This is a genomic window from Kribbella sp. NPDC050281, from assembly GCF_040655855.1.
Taxonomy (GTDB): Bacteria; Actinomycetota; Actinomycetes; order Propionibacteriales; family Kribbellaceae; genus Kribbella.
In genome coordinates, this window is the sequence record NZ_JBFAKS010000023.1 from 78,716 (window position 1) to 94,922 (window position 16,207).

The following is a 16,207-nucleotide window of genomic DNA, read 5'->3' on the forward strand; positions in this document are numbered from 1 at the left end:
GTCCCGATTAGCCGCGATCGTACTGCGCGTGAGCAGCTGTCACGGTGCTTCCAGCGCACCGTCGGGGCGCCGTACGCCGGCCGCCCACTCGTCGTGTCCGGACAGTTGCGCGGGATAACGTGCCGCCGCCTCCAGATCGATGTCGATCCCCCAGCCGGGCGCCTCGTTCGGCCGCAGCCAGCCGTCCTCGATCCGCAGCGTGCCGGGGAACACCTCGTGCGTCGCCTCGTTGTACAGGTGACCCTCTTGGATGCCGAAGGCAACAGAGCTGACGTCGAGGGCGACGTTCGCGGCGGCGCCGATCGGCGAGGTGTCGCCCGGGCCGTGCCACGCCGTACGGACACCACACAGCTCGGCCAGGTCAGCAAGCTTCCGGGCCGGGGTCAGTCCGCCGATGTCGGAGACGTGCGAGCGGATGAAGTCCACGCCCAGGTCGCGGACCAGCCGGACCGCGTCACCCATCGACGTCGTCAGCTCACCGACCGCCAGCGGCACCGGAGAGGCGGCGCGGACCTCCGGCAGCCGATCCCAGTGCTCGGGCGGCAGCACGTCCTCGAGGAAGAACAGACCGTACGGCTCGAGCGACCTCGCCAGCAGCACGGCCTCCTTGGGCGTCAGCCGGGAGTGGACGTCGTGCAGCAGTTCGATGTTGTCCGGCAGCGCCTGCCTCGCCTCGGCGAACAGCTCCGGAGTCGCGCGCAGGTAGTCCCGCGCCGACCAGCCGTTGTGGTACGGCGCGTCCGGGTACAGCGTCGGCACCCGCGGAGCGCCGTACCCGCCGCCACCCGGCGTCGACATCTGCAGCCGGATGTGCCGCCAGCCCTGAGCGACCAGCTTGTGCGCGTGCTCGAGCGTCTCGTCGATGGTGTGGCCACTGGCGTGGATATAGGTGTCGGCTGCCGCCCGCACCTTGCCGCCGAGCAGTTCGTAGACCGGCATCCCGGCGCGCTTGCCGGCGATGTCCCACAGGGCCTGGTCGATGCCGGAGATCGCGTTGTTCGTCACCGGACCGCCGCGCCAGTAGCCACTGAACCCGGCCAGCCGGGTCAGGTCGCCGATGTCACCCGGGTAACGGCCGACCAGCAGCCGGGCCAGGTGCTCGTCGACGAACGTCTGCACCGCCTTCCACCGCTGGGTGAACGTCGCGCAGCCGAGGCCGTACAGGCCGGGCTCGGTGGTGTCGATCTTGACCACCACCAGCGGGATGCCTTGCGGTGCGGTGACGATCGCCTGGACCGCGCTGATCCGGACGTCGTCGCGTACGGGCCAGGGCTGGTCGAAGGTCGAGGGCATTCAGAGCTCCAATGCAAGTGTCGGTAGGTCGAGTTCGTGCTGGGCCTGGAAGCCGAGCACGGTCCGCGCAGCAGTCAGGTCGATCGGCACCTCACGCCCGATGAACCGCCGCAGCCGCGGCACATCCGACGCGAAGGCGTCCAGCAGGGCTTCGGTCTCGTACGGCGCGTTCGTGGTGCCGGCGGCGACGAAGAACGTGTGCGCACCGGACAGTGGAGCCGTCAGCCCCAGCTCGATCGAGTACGCCGCGTCGCGGGTGTCCAGGTAGCTCCAGGCCTCCCGGAATCCGCCGGCCGGGTCCTCGCGGGCCCGATCGGCCTGCCGCTGCAGCAGTTCGCCCGAGTTCACATGCGGGAACCGGAACGCGACCACGTCGATCCCCCACCGCCGCCACGCCATCCGCGCGGTGTTCTCGTCGTTCTGCTTCGACAGCGAGTAGGGATCGGCGACGTCGGTCGCCATCTTCTCGTCCCACGGGAAGTACGCCGGCTTGATGTCGTGCGGGTTGAACGGCAGCCCGGTCGCGTTGATGCTGCTTGCGACCACCGCCCGCTTGATGCCCCGGGCCCCCGCCTGGGCGAGCACGTTGAACGTCGACACCACGTTGACGCTGTACACGTCGTACGGCGTACCTGCCGACGGGTGAGCCAGCGCCGCGAGGTGCACGACCAGCTCTGCGTCCTCCAGCGCCTGGGCCACATCGGTCTCGGAACGGGTGTCACCTACCAGGACCCGATCGGCCTTCAGCTCCGGATGTTCGCCGTTCGACAAGGTGGTCACCACCGCGCCGAGCGCCGTCAGGTGCTCGACCGTGACCAACCCGATGCGGCCGGTGGCCCCCGTGACCGCCACCCGCCGGCCATTGAGTGCATTCACTCCTTGATCCCTCCCGACATCCCCACACCTCTCAGGAACTGCTTCTGGAACACCAAGAACAGCACCACCGGGATCAGCACCGCCAGGAAGAGCGCGCTCATCTGCAGTGAGATCTCCGTGGTCTCGGCCACCCGGGGCAGCGCCACCGAGATCGGTTGCAGGCGCGGATCCGGCAGCACGAGCAGCGGCCACAGGTAATCCTTCCAGGAGCCGATCACGGTCAGCAGGGCGACCACCCCGACGATCGGTTTCGACAACGGCAGCACCAGCGAGGTGAACAGCCGCAGGTTGCTCGCCCCGTCGATCCGGGCCGCCTCGATCAGCTCGCGCGGGATCGCGTCGAAGTACCGCTTCATCACCAGGATGTTGAAGGCCCCGGCCGCCTGCGGCAGCCAGACCGCCCAGAAGGTGTTCTGCAGGTTCACCCCGAGCAGGGGCATCTTGAGGATCGTCATGTACAGCGGGACCAGCGAGATGACGCCGGGCAGGAACAGCGTGGCCAGCACCGCACCGGTGATGACCGGTCCCCACTTCGGCCGGAGCACGCTGAGCACGAAGGCACCCGTCGTACAGACGAAGAGGGTGGAGATCATCGAGCCGATCGCGATGATCGCGGTGTTGCCCAGGTACGAGCCGATCTGGACCCGGTTCCAGGCGTTCGGGATGTTCTGCCACTGGATCCCGGACGGCCACAGCTGCATCGGGCCGCGCAGGATGTCCTGGCTGGTGGACAGGCCGGACTTGAGCAGCCACAGCAGCGGGCCGATCCCGGCGATCACGACGCCGATGAACAGCAGCACCTGGATCGTGGGAAGGCCGTACTGGACCACCGACCGCTTCCGGTCCGCGGTCGAGATGATGCCGCGTTCGTGGCTCATGTGGTACTCCAGCGACGGGTCAGGAGGTGGTAGACGACCGACAGCACGCACAGCACCCCGGCCAGCAGCACGCTGAGCGCGGTCGCGGCACCGAAGTCGCCGTTGATGAAGGCGTACCGGTAGATGAGCAGCAGGATCGTGGTGGTCGCGTTGTTCGGGCCACCGCCGGTGAACAGGAACGGCTCGGTGAACACCTGGAACGTCCCGATCAGCTGCAGCAGCATCATGATCAGGATGATTCCGCGGATCTGCGGCAGCGTGACGTGCCAGACCCGCTTCCAGATCCCGGCCCCGTCCAGCTCGGCCGCCTCGTACAGTTCGGTCCGTACGCCGGTCAGTGCGGCCAGATAGATGATCGACGTGGCGCCGGCCCCGGCCCAGGTGGCCTCGAGCACGATCGCCGGCATCGCCAGGCTCTGCGAGTTCAGCCAGGCGAACGGCCCGAGACCGAACCAGCCGAGGATGGAGTTGAAGACGCCCGCGCCGCTGGGGTCGTAGAAGAACTTCCACAACAGGATCGCCGCCACCGGCGGAACCACCGCCGGCAGGTAGGAGATCACGTTGTAGAGCCAGCCGGTCTTGCGCAGTTCGCTGATGAAGACGGCCAGGAACAACGGGACCGGGAAGCCGAAGATCAGCGCCAGCAGGCAGAAGTACAGCGTGTTGAGCGCCGCCTGCGGGAGCTGCGGGTCGGTCAGCACATAGCTGAAGTTGGCCATCCCGACCCACTCCGGCGCGGTGACCAGGTTGTTCTTCTGGAAGCTCAGCACCAGGCCGCGGACGATCGGGCCCCAGGAGAAGTACAGGAACGTCAGCACCAGGGGCACGGCGAAGATGACGCTGCTCAGTCCGCCGGAGCGGTACCAGGTGGCCAACGACCTGGCACTGCTCCGGTCGGACTTCGGCGTACGTTGACGGAGCATGTGACTACCGGGCCAGGCGCGCGTCGATCTTCGAAGCGGCGTCAGTCAGCAGTTTGTCGATGTCCGCGTCCTTCTTCGTCAGCACCTGCTGGACCACCGGGTCGAGCAGGGCGTAGACCTCCTGGCCCTTGTTGGACGGCTCCGGCAGCAGCTTCAGCGACTTGGTCGAGTCGATGTAGCCCTGGAACTGGTTCACCGGGACGTTCACGTACGGCTCACGCCACTTGTTGAACTGGTCGTAGGTCTCCTGGCTCAGCGGCGAGATCCCCGGGCGGCCGACGAAACCCTTGTCGGCGATCGTGGTCTTGGCGTCCGCGACCGCGACCGACTCGGTCGTGTACTTGTCGAACTGGTCGAACTTGATCCACTTCAGCGCCGCGACGATCTCGTTCTTGGACGCCTTCGGGTTGATCATCTTCAGCGAGCCGCCGGTCAGTGTGCCGTGCGGGCCGCCATCCTGCGGGAGGGCGGCGTGACCGTAGTCGGCCGGCTTCATGCCGAAGTTCTTCACCGCCATGTCATAGGCGTCCGGCGCCTGCAGGACCATGCCGATCTTCCCGGCCGCGAAGTCCTGCCGGATCTCCTCCTGGTTGTAGAGGAAGTTGCTGCCCATCGAGTTGTCGGTCCAGCGCATGTCCTTCAGCAACTGCAGCGCCTTCTTGGTCGGCGCGTCGTTGAAGGTGGACTTCTTGCCGTCCTGGCTCTCGACCGTGCCGCCCATGCTGTAGGTCATCGTGGTCAGCATCCAGCCGCCGGTGTTGTCCTTGGTCAGCTGGGCGTAGCCGGCCTTGCCGGTCTTCTCGGTGATCTGCTTGGCGTACTGGCGGACCTCGTCCCAGGACGTCGGCGGCTTGTCCGGGTCCAGGCCGGCCTGCGTGAACAGCGCCCGGTTGTAGGCCAGACCGACCGAGAAGACGTCGATCGGGACACCGTAGATCCGGCCCTTGTCGTCCTGGACGATCTTCAGCACGTTCGGGTTCAGGTCCTTGGTCAGGTCGACCAGTTTGAGCTCGTCGGTGATGTCCGGGAGCTGCTTGTTCGGGATCATGTTGGCCGGCTCGGTGAAGCTGATGTTCATCACCGTCGGCAGCGAGCCGCCCGCGACCTGCGCCTGGAAGGTCTGCGCGTCCCACTTCGTCTCGGTCGACTTCACCGTGATGTTCGGGTGGGCGGTGGTGAAGTCCTTGATCTTCTTCTCGAACGCCTTGATGTCGTTCGGCTTGTCGGGGGTCGGACGGTCCCCGATCGTGATGGTGACCGGCGCGTTCTCGTCGATCGCACCGGCCGCCGGGCCGGAGGACGGCGTCGTACCGTCGGCGCAGCCCGCCACCGCGAGCACCAGCCCCGCCACGCCCAGGCCGGCGCTCCACCTGCTCACTCTCGTCATCGGAACTCCTCGGGTTTCCGCATGCCGCCGATGTGCTCTGAGCCGCACACCGGCCAGGTCCCGAGTAAGTTAAACCAAGCGTGTTACTAATTCAATGCCTGCAAGCTACCGATTCCTGCAACGGTTTCGATCAGCCGCCCAGATCGCCCATCGGCATGTACTTCGGCGACGGCGTGTCGCCGGGGAAGTCGAGCAGGAGGCCGTTCACCAGGGCGGGCTTCTCCAGCGGCAGAGCGTGGGAGGCACCCGGAATGACGGCGAGTTGCGCGTCCGGGATCGCCCTCGCGACGGCGACGTTGTGCTCGATCCGTACGCAGTCGTCGTCGCCTTGCATGAGCAGGACCGGCATCGGCAGGTGCTGGACGCCGGCGGGCTGGATGTCGGGGATCGAGCTCCACATCTCGGTCCACTTGGCGAAGACGACGTCGAAGTGTTCGGGCCCGTCGGGCGACACCCGCTCGTAGTCCTCGCGGGCGAACGACGCGAGTGACTCGAGGCCCTCGGGTGTCGTCATCAGGCGGTCGTTGGCGGGCGTTCCGCCGGCCCTGGTGAGCTCGGTGCCGATCATGACCAGTTTCCGGACCAGCTCCGGACGGCTCAACGCCATGCGTACGGCGACCTTGCCGCCGTCGCTCCAGCCGATCACGTACGCCGACTCGAGTCCGAGCGCCGCCATGAACGCGATCATGTCCTCGGCGTAGCCGTCCATTGTCGCCGGTCCCTCGACATCCGGGCTCCGGCCGTGCCCGCGGCGGTCGGGGATGAACAGCTGATACCGCTCAGCAAGCGCCGGCGCCTGAGCCTTCCAGCTCTCCCCGGTCGTCGCACCACCGTGGATCAGGATCACCGGCTCACCGGTCCCCTGTGTCTCGTAGTAGATCCGGATTCCCCCCGCGTCGATCTCCATAATGTCGAACGTAGCAGCGGGCTTCCGACGTTCCCAGTGATACAGATTCGACGAGGAGGACCCATGACTGATGCGGTCGTGCACTTCGAGATCATCGGGACCGATCCGGTCCGGCTCCGGGAGTACTACGGCGAGTTGTTCGGCTGGGAGTACGAGGTCGGCGACACCGTGTCCGGGCAGGTTTCCGAGCCTGGCAACTACGGCTTCGTGGACGGCAGTACGACGGGCGCGCCCGGGCTGAACGGCGGGATCGGAGGCGGGCCTGGTCTCCAGCCGAAGTCGCTGTTCTACGTCGGTGTGGACGATGTCGGGGCGGCGCTCGACCGGGCCGAGGAACTGGGTGGCCGCCGGGTGTTCGGGCCTGACGGCGTACCGGGGAAGCTCGTGGTCGGGCAGTTCACCGATCCGGAGGGCAACCTCGTCGGGGTGGCCGGGCCGAAATAGCGTCGCGGCCGGTTCGCCGGTCGGCGAGGATGGCGGCATGATCCTCCGACCGGCGACGGCCGACGACTTCACGTTCCTGACCGAGATGTTGCTGGAGGCATACAACTGGGACGGGGAGCCCTGGTTCACGCTGGACAAGCTCCGGGCCGAGGACAGTGCCTGGCAGTACGTCGCCGGCTGGCCGCGGGCCACCGACTTCGGCGTCGTGGCCGAGGTCGACGGCGCCCTGGCCGGCGCGACCTGGGCGCGCCAGTTGACGGCGGATCGTCCCGGGTACGGCTACATCGCCGACGACATCCCCGAACTCACTCTCGGTGTCGCGCCGGCCTTTCGCCGCCAGGGTATCGCCCGCGCATTGCTCACGGAGCTCATCGCCCTGGCCGGCAAAGCGTCGTACCAGCGGCTGGCCTTGAGTGTTGATCCGGGCAACCCGGCGGCCAGCCTCTACCGGTCGCTCGGGTTCCGGAAGGTCGCAGTCAACGGCACCTCGGACACGATGGTGCTTGACGTCTAGCCAAAGCCTCGGACGCGGAACTGCATGACTCGGTAGGGCCAGCCGGCGTCGGTCTTCCACTGGCTGACCGAGAGGTGCAGGTCGCTGAGAGTGGAGCCCGGGATGACGTAGCCGCCGTACAACTGAGCGACGTGGTTGTCGTCCTCCTGGCCCCAGGCGCCGCCGTAGATCAGGGTCTGGCGGTACGCCGTGAACAGGTTCGAGGTCGGGGTGTCCATGATGATGCCGTCGATCCGGTAGTCGCCGGCGTTGAACCAGGTCAGCACCCACTTGCCGCCCAGCGGACGCAGGCAGAGCTCGCCGAAGCTGCCGGTCAGGATCGGCGTGGCCGGGCTGCCCCAGGCCCATACGCCGTCGCGGAAGCCCCACGGCTCGTACGCCGCCGGGTTCGCGATCTGGTCGCTTCGGACCCGCTTGAGGATGATCGGCTTGTTCCGCTGGAAGCCGGTCGAGTACACGTACACATAGCCGTCGTTGCCCTCACCCCACGTCAGGCACTGGAAGAGCCCGCCGTCGATGTTCGGGTCGAACTTCGCGCCGGTGTGGTACCAGCTCGCACCGGAGTCGTCGCTGCGCCAGATCTCGGTCCACACCACGTTGCCTAGGCCCTTGTTCACCATCGCGTGCAGGTACATGGACCCGCCGATCGTGATCACGTCCGACGGGAGCACGGTCGAGAACGTCGGGTTGTCGTGCGGGTAATCCCACAGCTGCTGGGCTGCTGCTCCGCCGACTGCGCCGGACCACTGCACTCCCCCGGGCAGGTTCGTCGTCGTGGACCAGAGGGCGACCGGCGATCGCCACCACCCGCCACCGACCATCGGCTGCTCGAACGTGTCTCCGAACATGAACAGCAACCGCCCGTCCGGCGTACGCGCCGGGATCCCGAGGTCCGTCGCCGCCATCCGGAACCGGTCCGTCAGCCCGGGCCCGCTCAGGTCGGCCACCTTGTTCGTGGTCACCGCCTGACTGCTTGCGAAAGCCGCCGTACCAGGGACTGTGGCGAGGGCGCCGGCGCCGAGGGCCGCACGCAGGAAAGTGGATCGCTTGAGCCGCATCGACTACTCCCAGGGCAATTCGGGGCGGTGTGGGAAATCGATTTCTGCCTCACTGTCCCGAACGCGCCCCACGAAGTCAAGGGTTCGCTCGCCGATCCACGTCCGCCACACCGCGGCTCGGACACCATCCGGGGACCTCGAACAAGTCACGACGTGTCCGAGGTCCCCACGACTTGTCCGCGGCTCCACGTCCTGTCCGCGGCTCCCGGTCGCGTGACGGATGGTTGGTCCGGTGGCTCAGGGCCGTACCGGCGAGACCGAGGACGGCGGTCCAGGGCGAACAGGAGCAGGAACGCCGAGGACGTCCTACCCGAGTGGGCGATCACCGCTCCCACCAGCCCAGCACGCGCGAGGTCGCCGAGCGCACGGTGATGTCAGTACTGGAGGGCATCGCAACCCCCGTGTGGCGCCGCCACCATGACGGCGACACCGGCAGTTCCCGTGGGTCAGAACACTCTGCCGGGGCCTGAGATCAGTCGTTGCCCTTGGCTGTGGGGCGGGTGGGATCGGTGATCCATTCGGACCAGGAGCCGATGTACACCGTGGAAGGGATGCCGGCTACCCCGAGGGCCAGTGCTTCGTGGGCCGCGGTGACGCCGGAGCCGCAGTAGACGGCCACCTCGGAGGTGTTGCCGACGCCGAGGTCGGTGAAGCGGGCCTGGAGGTCAGCGGTCGGGAGGAAGTGACCGGTGGAGTCGACGTTGGCGGTGGTGGGGGCGTTGACCGCGCCGGGGATGTGCCCGGCGACCGGGTCCATCGGCTCCACCTCACCCGCGAAGCGTTCGGGAGCACGGGCGTCCAGGAGCACACCCGAGGCGGCGACCGCGGCGGCGCCGTCGGCGTCGAGCATCGGGATGTGGCCGGGCGTGGCGGTGAAGGTGCTGACACTGTCGGCAGGGACGTCGGTCGTGACCTCTCCCCCAGCCGCCTGCCAGGCAGCCAGTCCCCCGTCAAGCACACGGACGTCGCGGACACCGAAGTACCGGAAGATCCACCAGGCCCGCGCGGCAGCCGTCGAGTTCGACGCGTCGTACACCACGACGGGAGTGTCCGCGGAGATCCCGGTACGCCGGAAGGTCGCCGTCACGGTCGTTGCTGCGGGCAACGGGTGGCGCCCGGGACCGGGTGGGCCGGCCAGCTCGGTGTCCAGGTCGACGAAGTACGCGCCGGGGAGGTGGCCGGCGTCGTACGCCTCCTTGCCGGGCGGGCCGGCGAGATTCCACGTGGAGTCGATCAGCACGGGCCGCTCAGCCAGGGCGCGCAACTCGTCGACGGTGATCAAGGGACTCATGACGCGGCTCCTCCGAACGGCAGGACTTCGGGTGACAGGGTGGCGCGGGCGCGCGCCTGGGTGAGCCGGCGCCGGTGGTGCCGGCGGCAGAGCACTTCGTACGAGACCTCGTGGTCGTGGGACACGATGTCGCCCACCACCAGCTGCTCGCCTTCCGTCACCATCTCCCCACCGATCGTACGGGCGTTGTGGGTGGCGCGTTCACCGCACCAGCACAGCGCCTCGACCTGCAGCACCTCCAGCCGGTCGGCGAGCTCGACCAACCGCGCCGATCCGGGGAACAGCGACGCCCGGAAGTCGGTCAGGATGCCGAAGCAGAACACGTCGATCTGCAGTTCGTCGACCAGCCGGGCCAGCTGCTCGATCTGCAGCGAGCTGTAGAACTGCGCCTCGTCGCACACGGCGTAGTCGATCCGGCCGCCGTGCGTCAGTTCGCTGACGACGTAGTCCCAGAAGTCGAACTCGGGCCGCACCTCGATCGCGTCGGCCGACAGCCCGAGCCGGGACGAGAGCACCGACTCGCCGGCCCGGTCGTGGCTGGTGAAGATCCGGCCGATCCGTCCGCGCGCCTTGTGGTTGTGATCCATCTGTAGCGCCAGCGTGGACTTTCCGCAGTCCATGGTCCCCGTGAAGTAGGTCAGCTCAGCCACGGGCGCTCATCCTGCCAAGTCAACGGTCCGGCTCGCACGCCGGGGTGTGTCGGTTCGGGGAACAATTCCGGGCCTCGGCTTGGGTTCTGTGCCTCCGGCCGGTTTGAATGGATCGTGCGCAAAGCTCTGATCCTCTTCCTCACGGCGTGTCTGACGGCCGTCACCGCCGGATTGCCGGCCGCCGCGACGCCGATGCGGGCCGAGGCAGGGCTGCGCGCGTACTTCGTGATCACCGAGCCGCGGCAGACCGCCAAGGTCACCGGCGCGATCACCTCGAACGGCGGCACGGTCTATGCGACGTACGACGCCATCGGCGTGATCGTGGCGCACTCGACCTCCCCGGAGTTCATCGGCAAGATGCGCAGCGTCAGCGGCGTACAGAAAGCCGGGGCGACCCGCACCTCGGACCTGCCGGGCGATGTCAACAACCCGGCGATCCCGCCGGCCGTGACCGAGGTACCGACCAACGCGCCGGAGACCGACCGCGCCGACATGATGCAGATCGGCGCGGACCGCGCCTGGACCAAGACCCTCGGCGCGAAGACCGTCACGGTCGGCGTGCTCGACACCGGTGTGGACGACCAGCACCCGGACCTCAAGGCGAACTTCGACGCCACCAAGTCTGCTTCCTGCGCCTACGGCAAGGTCGACACCCGGCCCGGTGCCTGGCGCCCGGTCGGAGAACACGGCACCCACGTCGCCGGCACGATCGCCGCCGCGAAGAACGGCATCGGCATGATCGGCGTCGCGCCGGGTGTGAAGGTGTCGTCGATCCGGGTCGCCGAGGCCGGCAGTCAACTGTTCTTCCCCGAGGCCACCGTCTGCGCGTTCATGTTCGCCGCCGACAAGGGCGTTTCGGTGACGAACAACAGCTACTACACCGACCCCTGGCTGTTCCTGTGCCCGAACGACCCGGACCAGGACGCGATCGCCGAGGGCGTACGACGGGCTGTCGCGTACTCGGACACCAAAGGCGTGGTGAACGTCAGCGCGGCCGGCAACGAGGACTACAACCTGGCCGACAAGTCCGGTGACGACGCGAGCCCGAACGACTCCGAGCCGGCCCCGCGCCAGGTGACGACCGACTGCCTGAACCTTCCGGGCGAGCTGCCGAACATGGTGACGGTAGCCTCCGTCGACGCCACCGGCACCAAGTCCCGGTTCTCCAACTTCGGTGAGAACAAGATCAACCTCGCCGCCCCCGGCGAGAACGTGTACTCCACCATCCCGGGCGGCGGCTACCAGCAGATCAGTGGTACGTCGATGGCATCGCCACACGTCGCCGGTGTCGCCGCACTGCTGCGCAGTGTCGATCCCAAGCTCACGGCCGCGCAGGTGCGAGGGAAGCTGGCCGAGCAGGCGAACGACCTGGCCTGCCCGGCGGGCTCGTCCGGTGAGTGCATCGGCACCCAGGCGAACAACTCCTACTACGGCGAGGGCATGGTCGACGCGGCCGAGGCCGTCGGGGAGGCCGCCGCGCAGCCGCAGGGCGCGATCGCGATCACCGAACCGTCGGAGCAGATCGGGTTCGGCGGTGTGCCGGCCGTTCCACTGCTGATGAAGGGTACGGGCGGCACCGGCGACATCAGCTACACCGCCCACGGTCTGCCGCCGGGCCTGAGCATCGACCCCGAGCGCGGCTGGATCACCGGCGTCCTGACGCCCGGAGCCGGGCGCTACAAGGTGACTGTGGTCGCCCGCGACGGCGAGGCGAAGACCGCGCAGACCAGCTTCTTCTGGGACGTCTGGAGCTTCTAGCCGGCGTCGACGAGCAGCGGGATCGCCATCTCGTCCTCGGTCAGCGAGCCGTGCAGGCCGATCAGCCCGGCCTCGTGCGGATAGCGCCGGCTCGCGACCAGCGAGATCTGACCCAGGGCGGCGACGATCACGTCACCCAGGCGCGGTGACACGCGGTCTTCCACGCTGCCGAACCACCCACGCGCGACCGCCTCCGCACGGCTGAGCACGATCGCGTCGTCCCCCAGCCGCTCCCGGTACGCCGCCAGTACGTCGGCCTCGGCGCCGTCGAAGCAGTAGAGATGACGGAAGCGCGACTCGCCACCGATCAGGCGCAGGCCGTCGGTGAGCGCGGGCTCGGCATCCAGGTCGACGCGGTCCTCTGGCGCGACGTCCATCATGCCGTGATCGGCGACGACGACGAGAACGGCGTCCCGCGGCAAGGCGGACCGGACCCGCTGGGCGAACAGGTCCGCGGCTCCCAGCTCCTTGCGCCACTGCCACGACTCCGAGCCCTGGTTGTGACCCGTGTAGTCCAGCTGCGAGTCGTACACATAGACCAGTGACGAGCTGCCTTCCCGGCTGGCGAACCGGGTCGCGTCCAGCCGGTCCTCGACGGTGTCCGCGCCCCGGTGCGCACTCCCCCGGAACGCTGCCGCCGTCAGCCCGGACGTGTCGAAGCGCGCCTTGCTCACGTTGCGCGTGGCAACTCCGGCGGCCGCGATCCGGTCGAAGACCGTCCCGTGCGGCTGCCACCGCCGCGGGTCCACCGGCGCATCCCACGAGAGCGCGTTCAGCAAGGCACCGGACTCGGGCACGATCGACGTATAGCCGACGATCCCGTGTGCACCCGGTGGCAGCCCGGTCCCGAGGCTGGTCAGGCTCACCGCAGTCGTCGACGGCACACCAGCCGTCAGACTGCGCCCGGTCGGCAGCAACGACGACAGGTACGGCGCCGCGTCCGCGTTCCGTCGCAGCAGATTCCACCCCAGTCCGTCGAGCAGCAGTACGGCGTACCGCGAGGCAGGCGGCAGGCCGAGGAGGTTGTGCTCGTTGGGGACCGACAGCGCACCCGCCACCGAGGGCAGTACGTCGGCAAGCGAACCACCGCCGTATTGCGGGGTCACGGGCGCGATCACGGCGCTACCGACTGGTGGCGAACGACAGCGCTTGGGCGAAGTCGAGCACTTGCTGAATGCCCGCCGGGCCGTCCGCGGCGGCACTGATCCGCAGCGAGATGTCGTCGGCGGCAACGGAGCCGGTATAGCCGTGGTCGGCCTCGCAGTTCGGGTCGGCGCAGACGGCCGGCTCGAGGTCGATCCGGTTCACCATGCCCCACCCGATGGTCAGCACCACCTCGCCGCCGCCAGAGGCCGGGTCGCCCTTGCCCGAGGCGTAGCCGGCCGGATTGGGAACCACCCGGTTCACGACCACCGCGTTCACCCGCGGCAGCGGGATGGCCTCGGTCGACGTCGACGCGTACGGCGCCCGGATCAGCTCGTCGGCGGCATGCTCGTCGGTGTGCCCGACGATCAGCCGGGACGGGGTCAGCGCCAGGATCGTGATGTGCCGCCGGACCTCGTCCCGATCGAACGTCGGTTCGTGCTGCAGCACGAACGCACGGATCGGCTCGCCCGCGATCGCCACCGCGAGCGAGTCCGTCACCACGTCCGGGTAGTAGCCACAGCGGTCGATCGCCTCGCGCAGGTCCGCCGAGACATCCGCGAGCTCCGGAACATTCAGGTCACGCATGCCCTCATCCTTGCACGGACACGCCGCGGCCCGATCGCCCCTTGTGGACAACCGCGATCAGTTCGCACTTGCCTTCCGCAGGACCGGTGCCCCGGCGGTTCCGGCGACCGCTACCAGGACGAGCCCGACCACGACCTGCCCGATCAGCAGGAAGAGGCCTGAGCTGCCCTCGGTGATGACCTTGCCGCCGCTGAGCGCCAGTCCGCACAGTGCACCGAAGCCGACCACCGGCAGCCCGACTCCGATCACCGGTATGAGGGCTGCCAACCGCGATGACCGCTCGATGACTCGCAGCGGCACTCCGGACCGGCGCAGCGCGCGTGCCGGGGTCGCTTGGTCGAGCGCCGTACCGACCGCACCAGCCGCCGTCGAGGCGGCCACAGTCAGGAACACCAGCGCCAGCAGGAGCGCCACGCCGATCCGCATGTCCTGAAAGGACGGGTCGTCGTCCCCGGACGGCATGAACACTGAGATGAAGCCGGTGACGAAGCCGCTCAGCACGAGCGCAGCCACCGGGCGGAACGCTCCCTTCGGGTCGTCCACGAGCCGTCGGCCGGCCAGTAGCGCCACCGGGCCGTTGGCGAGGTTCGCCAACGTCTTGCCGATCAACTGCACCGCCCACGGCCCCATCACTCGTACGGCGAGCGCGGCGAACCCGATCCCGATCAGCAGCGGTACGACGGCCGCCCGCATGCCGTAGGCAGCCAGGATGATCGGACCGATGGCCAGCAGCCCCAGCCGCAGCGTACTGGTCGCCTTACGCGTCTGACCCCGTACGACGCCCAGCGGCGTGATGCTGACCCGGCCGAGACCGATCAGCGCGCTGATGACCGACAGGACAGGTACGGCGGCCAGCACGATCAGCACGTTCCACCAGCTCGCGGTGATGTCGTGCACGAACCAGCGCCCGCCGCCCAGCGGAATGCGCGCGATGAGCGGAGTCAGCACGGTGTAGCCGAGCAGACCGACGACAGCACCGGCCAGACCGAGCACAGCCTGCTCGACAGCGCTCAGCCAGAGCACCTGGGTCCTGGTGGCTCCGGCCAGGCGCAGTGCGGCCAGCCGGTGCTCTCGGCGCTTGGCTGCGACGCCGGCCGCCTGGCCGACCAGGCTGAGGATCGGGAACAGCACCAGAACGATGCCGAACGCCACGGCGATCAGTAGTCCGACCATCCGGCTGTCCATCACGTCGTCGTTCCAGCTGCTCACGTACTGCGGGTGCTCGTCCGGACTGATCGAGTCGACGCCACGGATGACGATGAACTCCTCCGGCGAGGACAGCCCCTTGTCGCTGATCACTCCGGTCGGCTGCGCGACGCCGTACTGCTTGCTGAGGCTGGACCAGTGCTTGGCGACCTCGGGTGAGACGAAGACCTCGCCCGGTTTGGGCGTGTGGTCGAGGCCTGGAGGCGGCGGGAGTTCGTTCTGGTGCAGCGTGGCGAGGTCGAGATGGATCATCGGGTGGCCATCGACCCGCTCGCGGTCGGTCTGGTCGATGGCGCCGATCGCGGTCGCCCGGTCCGCGTGGTCCGCGCTCCGCCAGCCGATCCGGTCGGAGCGGTGGGCCAGGCCGAGCGAGCCGGCGATCAGGAAGGTGACCAGCAGCGCGACGATGGCGGTCGCGCCGAGCGCCGCGAGGTTGGCTGCCCGTCCGCCGGGACCTGGTCGGCGGACGAACCGCAGGCCGAGATCGGTCATCGGGTTCATCGGTTCGCCCCCAGCGACTCGCTCACCCGGCCGTCGACGATCCGCAGGACGCGGTGGCAGCGGGCGGCGACGGCGTTGTCGTGCGTGACGACGACCACCGCGGCACCGCGATAGGTGGCCGCGCCGACCAGCAGGTCGATGACTTGCGCACCGGTCGTCGCGTCCAGCGCGCCGGTGGGCTCGTCGGCGAACACCGCCTGCGGCTCGCCGACCAGCGCCCGCGCGATGGCGACCCGCTGCGCCTGACCGCCGGAGAGTTCACCCGGACGGCGGCCTGCCTCCGCGGCCAGACCGACCTGGGCGAGCATCATCCGCGCTCGGCCGACGGCGTCGCGCCGGCTCATGCCGTCCACCATCAAGGGCAGCGCCACGTTCTCGTCGGCGGGCAGCTCGGCCAGCAACTGGTTGTCCTGGAAGACGAACCCGAGCCGACGGCGGCGGAGCACGGTCCGTGCGGCGTCGTTCAGCTGGTCGACCCGTTCGCCGCCCAGCCACACCTCGCCCTGGTCGGGTGTGAGGATGCCGGCCAGCACGTGCAGCAGTGTGGTCTTGCCGTTGCCGCTGGGGCCCATGACGGCGAGGGCTTCGCCGGACCGTACGGCGACGTCCACGCCGGCCAGTCCGACGACCTCTCCGTAGTACTTGACCAGGCCATGGCCGCTGAGGACGATCTGCGGCTGCGTGGGTTGGGGACTCTGGAAGCTCATACCCGAGAGCCTGTCGCGGACGGCGGCGCAGTTCGTCGGCCCGCGGACCGGTCTTGCCGTCGCCTTCAGGCGTCCTTCGTCAG

At 68.6% G+C, this 16,207-nt stretch carries 16 protein-coding genes; 3 read left to right on the forward strand and 13 right to left on the reverse strand.

From position 1 onward, the window contains the following. Positions 1–39: 39 nt before the first annotated feature. From AB0I34_RS24530 to AB0I34_RS24555, 6 genes are all read right to left on the reverse strand, one after another. Entirely contained in the window at positions 40–1,293 is a 1,254-nt protein-coding gene (locus AB0I34_RS24530; protein WP_360448828.1) for an enolase C-terminal domain-like protein, read from the reverse strand. After that, entirely contained in the window at positions 1,294–2,169 is an 876-nt protein-coding gene (locus tag AB0I34_RS24535; RefSeq protein WP_360448830.1) for an NAD(P)-dependent oxidoreductase, read from the reverse strand. It abuts the gene before it with no gap. Beyond that, the gene (locus tag AB0I34_RS24540; RefSeq protein WP_360448833.1) at positions 2,166–3,047 is read right to left on the reverse strand and encodes a carbohydrate ABC transporter permease; all 882 of its coding nucleotides are present in this window, start codon (positions 3,045–3,047) and stop codon (positions 2,166–2,168) included. Before AB0I34_RS24540 ends, AB0I34_RS24535 begins: the two co-directional genes overlap by 4 nt. Next, positions 3,044–3,970 carry a sugar ABC transporter permease gene (locus AB0I34_RS24545; protein WP_360448836.1) on the reverse strand — a complete coding sequence of 309 codons (927 nt, stop codon included), beginning with the start codon at positions 3,968–3,970 and terminating at the stop codon, positions 3,044–3,046. Before AB0I34_RS24545 ends, AB0I34_RS24540 begins: the two co-directional genes overlap by 4 nt. Before the next feature lie 4 nt (positions 3,971–3,974). Then, positions 3,975–5,357 carry an extracellular solute-binding protein gene (locus AB0I34_RS24550; protein WP_360448839.1) on the reverse strand — a complete coding sequence of 461 codons (1,383 nt, stop codon included), beginning with the start codon at positions 5,355–5,357 and terminating at the stop codon, positions 3,975–3,977. A 130-nt stretch (positions 5,358–5,487) separates the two neighbouring features. Continuing rightward, positions 5,488–6,264, reverse strand: a complete 777-nt coding sequence (locus tag AB0I34_RS24555; protein WP_360448841.1) for an alpha/beta hydrolase — start codon at positions 6,262–6,264, stop codon at positions 5,488–5,490. Positions 6,265–6,327: 63 nt separating this feature from the next. On the opposite strand from AB0I34_RS24555, the gene AB0I34_RS24560 reads away from it, so the two are divergent. Both AB0I34_RS24560 and AB0I34_RS24565 read left to right on the forward strand, forming a co-directional pair. Further along, positions 6,328–6,708, forward strand: a complete 381-nt coding sequence (locus AB0I34_RS24560) for a VOC family protein (RefSeq protein WP_360448843.1) — start codon at positions 6,328–6,330, stop codon at positions 6,706–6,708. A 37-nt stretch (positions 6,709–6,745) separates the two neighbouring features. Then, positions 6,746–7,222 (forward strand): GNAT family N-acetyltransferase, encoded by a 477-nt coding sequence (locus tag AB0I34_RS24565; protein WP_360448845.1) that lies wholly within the window; start codon positions 6,746–6,748, stop codon positions 7,220–7,222. Here the strand turns inward: AB0I34_RS24565 and AB0I34_RS24570 are convergent. The 3 genes from AB0I34_RS24570 to AB0I34_RS24580 all read right to left on the reverse strand — a co-directional run bounded on the left by AB0I34_RS24570 (position 7,219) and on the right by AB0I34_RS24580 (position 10,221). Continuing rightward, positions 7,219–8,280: a DUF4185 domain-containing protein gene (locus AB0I34_RS24570; protein ID WP_360448847.1), complete on the reverse strand. Its 1,062-nt coding sequence runs from the start codon at positions 8,278–8,280 to the stop codon at positions 7,219–7,221. The two genes, AB0I34_RS24565 and AB0I34_RS24570, sit on opposite strands and share 4 nt — an antisense overlap. 472 nt (positions 8,281–8,752) lie before the next feature. Beyond that, the gene (locus tag AB0I34_RS24575) at positions 8,753–9,571 is read right to left on the reverse strand and encodes a sulfurtransferase (RefSeq protein ID WP_360448850.1); all 819 of its coding nucleotides are present in this window, start codon (positions 9,569–9,571) and stop codon (positions 8,753–8,755) included. Further along, positions 9,568–10,221 (reverse strand): thymidine kinase, encoded by a 654-nt coding sequence (locus AB0I34_RS24580; RefSeq protein WP_360448853.1) that lies wholly within the window; start codon positions 10,219–10,221, stop codon positions 9,568–9,570. Before AB0I34_RS24580 ends, AB0I34_RS24575 begins: the two co-directional genes overlap by 4 nt. Positions 10,222–10,335: 114 nt before the next feature. On the opposite strand from AB0I34_RS24580, the gene AB0I34_RS24585 reads away from it, so the two are divergent. Beyond that, positions 10,336–11,979, forward strand: a complete 1,644-nt coding sequence (locus AB0I34_RS24585; RefSeq protein ID WP_360448856.1) for a S8 family serine peptidase — start codon at positions 10,336–10,338, stop codon at positions 11,977–11,979. Here the strand turns inward: AB0I34_RS24585 and AB0I34_RS24590 are convergent. Genes AB0I34_RS24590 through AB0I34_RS24605 form a run of 4 tightly spaced genes read right to left on the reverse strand, consistent with a single transcriptional unit; the run spans position 11,976 to position 16,124 of the window. After that, positions 11,976–13,085: a nucleotide pyrophosphatase/phosphodiesterase family protein gene (locus AB0I34_RS24590; RefSeq protein ID WP_360448858.1), complete on the reverse strand. Its 1,110-nt coding sequence runs from the start codon at positions 13,083–13,085 to the stop codon at positions 11,976–11,978. The two genes, AB0I34_RS24585 and AB0I34_RS24590, sit on opposite strands and share 4 nt — an antisense overlap. A 16-nt stretch (positions 13,086–13,101) precedes the next feature. After that, positions 13,102–13,710, reverse strand: coding sequence for a DUF5998 family protein (locus tag AB0I34_RS24595; RefSeq protein WP_360448860.1), 609 nt, complete (start codon positions 13,708–13,710; stop codon positions 13,102–13,104). 57 nt (positions 13,711–13,767) lie between these two features. After that, positions 13,768–15,417 (reverse strand): FtsX-like permease family protein, encoded by a 1,650-nt coding sequence (locus tag AB0I34_RS24600; protein ID WP_360448863.1) that lies wholly within the window; start codon positions 15,415–15,417, stop codon positions 13,768–13,770. After that, positions 15,414–16,124: an ABC transporter ATP-binding protein gene (locus tag AB0I34_RS24605; RefSeq protein WP_360448866.1), complete on the reverse strand. Its 711-nt coding sequence runs from the start codon at positions 16,122–16,124 to the stop codon at positions 15,414–15,416. The genes AB0I34_RS24600 and AB0I34_RS24605 overlap by 4 nt, the downstream gene beginning before the upstream one ends. Between the last annotated feature and the right edge of the window lie 83 nt (positions 16,125–16,207).

Coding starts and splice junctions, on each gene's coding strand:
- AB0I34_RS24530 (WP_360448828.1), bottom strand. CDS start 1,293: ATGCCCTCGACCTTCGACCAGCCCTGGCCCGTACGCGACGACGTCCGG.
- AB0I34_RS24540 (WP_360448833.1), bottom strand. CDS start 3,047: ATGAGCCACGAACGCGGCATCATCTCGACCGCGGACCGGAAGCGGTCG.
- AB0I34_RS24545 (WP_360448836.1), bottom strand. CDS start 3,970: ATGCTCCGTCAACGTACGCCGAAGTCCGACCGGAGCAGTGCCAGGTCG.
- AB0I34_RS24550 (WP_360448839.1), bottom strand. CDS start 5,357: ATGACGAGAGTGAGCAGGTGGAGCGCCGGCCTGGGCGTGGCGGGGCTG.
- AB0I34_RS24555 (WP_360448841.1), bottom strand. CDS start 6,264: ATGGAGATCGACGCGGGGGGAATCCGGATCTACTACGAGACACAGGGG.
- AB0I34_RS24560 (WP_360448843.1), top strand. CDS start 6,328: ATGACTGATGCGGTCGTGCACTTCGAGATCATCGGGACCGATCCGGTC.
- AB0I34_RS24565 (WP_360448845.1), top strand. CDS start 6,746: ATGATCCTCCGACCGGCGACGGCCGACGACTTCACGTTCCTGACCGAG.
- AB0I34_RS24570 (WP_360448847.1), bottom strand. CDS start 8,280: ATGCGGCTCAAGCGATCCACTTTCCTGCGTGCGGCCCTCGGCGCCGGC.
- AB0I34_RS24575 (WP_360448850.1), bottom strand. CDS start 9,571: ATGAGTCCCTTGATCACCGTCGACGAGTTGCGCGCCCTGGCTGAGCGG.
- AB0I34_RS24595 (WP_360448860.1), bottom strand. CDS start 13,710: ATGCGTGACCTGAATGTTCCGGAGCTCGCGGATGTCTCGGCGGACCTG.
- AB0I34_RS24600 (WP_360448863.1), bottom strand. CDS start 15,417: ATGAACCCGATGACCGATCTCGGCCTGCGGTTCGTCCGCCGACCAGGT.
- AB0I34_RS24605 (WP_360448866.1), bottom strand. CDS start 16,124: ATGAGCTTCCAGAGTCCCCAACCCACGCAGCCGCAGATCGTCCTCAGC.